This is a genomic window from Hyphomonas sp. UBA3601 (assembly GCF_002375605.1).
Taxonomy (GTDB): domain Bacteria; phylum Pseudomonadota; class Alphaproteobacteria; order Caulobacterales; family Hyphomonadaceae; genus Hyphomonas.
The window spans coordinates 33,170-34,904 of the sequence record NZ_DFME01000120.1; the positions used below are offsets into that span (position 1 = coordinate 33,170).

The following is a 1,735-nucleotide window of genomic DNA, read 5'->3' on the forward strand; positions in this document are numbered from 1 at the left end:
GAGCCGAGACCGTGTTTCACCTTCCTCCGCCATAACCTGGCGGAGCCGGTTCATCAGCAAGCGCGTCGCGGGCAGATTATAAGGCATGGTCAGCCCGTATGTCGCAGCCTCTATCAGGCAGCGTCAAGGCCGAATGCCGTATGGAGGGCCCGAACGGCCAACTCAGTATAGGCATCTCCAATCAGTACTGAAATCTTGATCTCCGAAGTAGAGATCACGTCAATATTGATGCCCTTCTCGTACAAAGCCTTGAACATTGTCTCTGCGACGCCGGTATGGCTACGCATGCCAACACCAACGATGGAAATTTTCGACACGTCGCGCACAACTTCGAGGCGCTCATAGCCAATTTCCTCATGCATGCTCTCAAGTGTGTCGCGTGCAATGGGGCTGTCCCGGTCGGTGCAGGTGAATACCATGTTGGCCTGTTCCGGCCCGCGCGCCTGCGCCTGGACGATCATGTCCACATTCACCCCGGCGCGGGCGAGGGCCGAGAAGATCTTGGCGGAGATACCCGGCTTGTCCGGTACTCCATAGAGCGTGACCTTAGCTTCATCCCGGGAATAGGCAACGCCGCTGACAACCTGTTTTTCCACGATTTCTTCCTCTGAGCAGACAATGGTTCCGGGGTTCGGCTCGCCCGGCTTCAGGAAACTGGACAGAACCCTTACGGGCACATTGTGATTCATCGCCATCTCGACAGACCGGGTCTGCAGAACCTTGGCGCCGAGGGACGCCAGTTCCAGCATCTCCTCAAACGAGATTTTCTCGATCCGCTGCGCCTTGGGCACAATCCGGGGATCGGTGGTGTAGACGCCGTCCACATCTGTGTAGATGTCGCACACATTTGCCTCAAGCGCGGCGGCAACCGCCACGGCGCTGGTATCCGAACCGCCCCGGCCAAGCGTGGCCACACGGTCATCGTCGGTCACACCCTGGAATCCAGCGATGACGGCAATCTCGCCGGCATCAATCGCGTCCGGCAGCGTGGAATCATCAAAGCCCATGATCCGCGCGCGGCCATGGCTCTTGTTTGTCTTCAGCCGCAATTGCCATCCGAGCCAGCTCCGCGCCTTCAGGCCCCGCCGGCGCAACGCCAATGCGAGAAGACCTGCCGTCACCTGCTCACCCGAGGCCACGACCACATCATACTCATCATCAAACTGCTCGCGCGGAAGGGCATCGCCCGCTGCGCCTTCGGCATAGCCCACCAGCTTGTTGGTCTCGCCCGACATTGCGGACACAACCACCGCCATGCGCTCGCCTTTTTCCGCACGTGCGGCGACGATGTCCGCCACATTCGCAATGCGATCAAGGTCAGCTACGGATGTGCCGCCAAATTTCAGAACCGTGCGCGCCATTTCGCCCCATATCCTGTCGTTTTCTTGGGATATCCCACTATATTCGCCCTCATAGGGGGTGTTCACGCCCGGATCAAACAGGTTTCTTGAACTATGACAGTAGCAAAAGACACGGCAGACCACGCGCCTGCCACACCCAGCATCGATCCGGACGAAGTTGCCAAGTTCTCAGCGATGGCTGCAGATTGGTGGAATCCCCGCGGCAAGTTTCGGCCGCTTCACAAATTCAACCCTGTGCGCTTGCGCTTCATCCGTGACCAGGCCGAGAAGCATTTCGGGATTGCACCGGAGGCCAAACGCCCGCTGGACGGCCTGAGACTGCTCGATATCGGGTGCGGCGGCGGGCTCGTCTGCGAGCCGATGAAACGGCTGGG

The 1,735-nt window shown here is 59.4% G+C and carries 1 protein-coding gene and 1 pseudogene; one reads left to right on the plus strand and one right to left on the minus strand.

Annotated elements, in window-relative coordinates:
* Window positions 1–113 precede the first annotated feature (113 nt).
* Complete coding sequence (locus tag B4F73_RS12935; RefSeq protein WP_290483466.1) at window positions 114–1,361, minus strand: aspartate kinase; 1,248 nt, start codon at window positions 1,359–1,361, stop codon at window positions 114–116.
* 93 nt (window positions 1,362–1,454) lie between these two features.
* Here B4F73_RS12935 and B4F73_RS12940 point away from each other — a divergent pair.
* Window positions 1,455–1,735 (plus strand): annotated as a pseudogene (locus B4F73_RS12940) (bifunctional 3-demethylubiquinol 3-O-methyltransferase/2-polyprenyl-6-hydroxyphenol methylase); the annotation flags it as partial.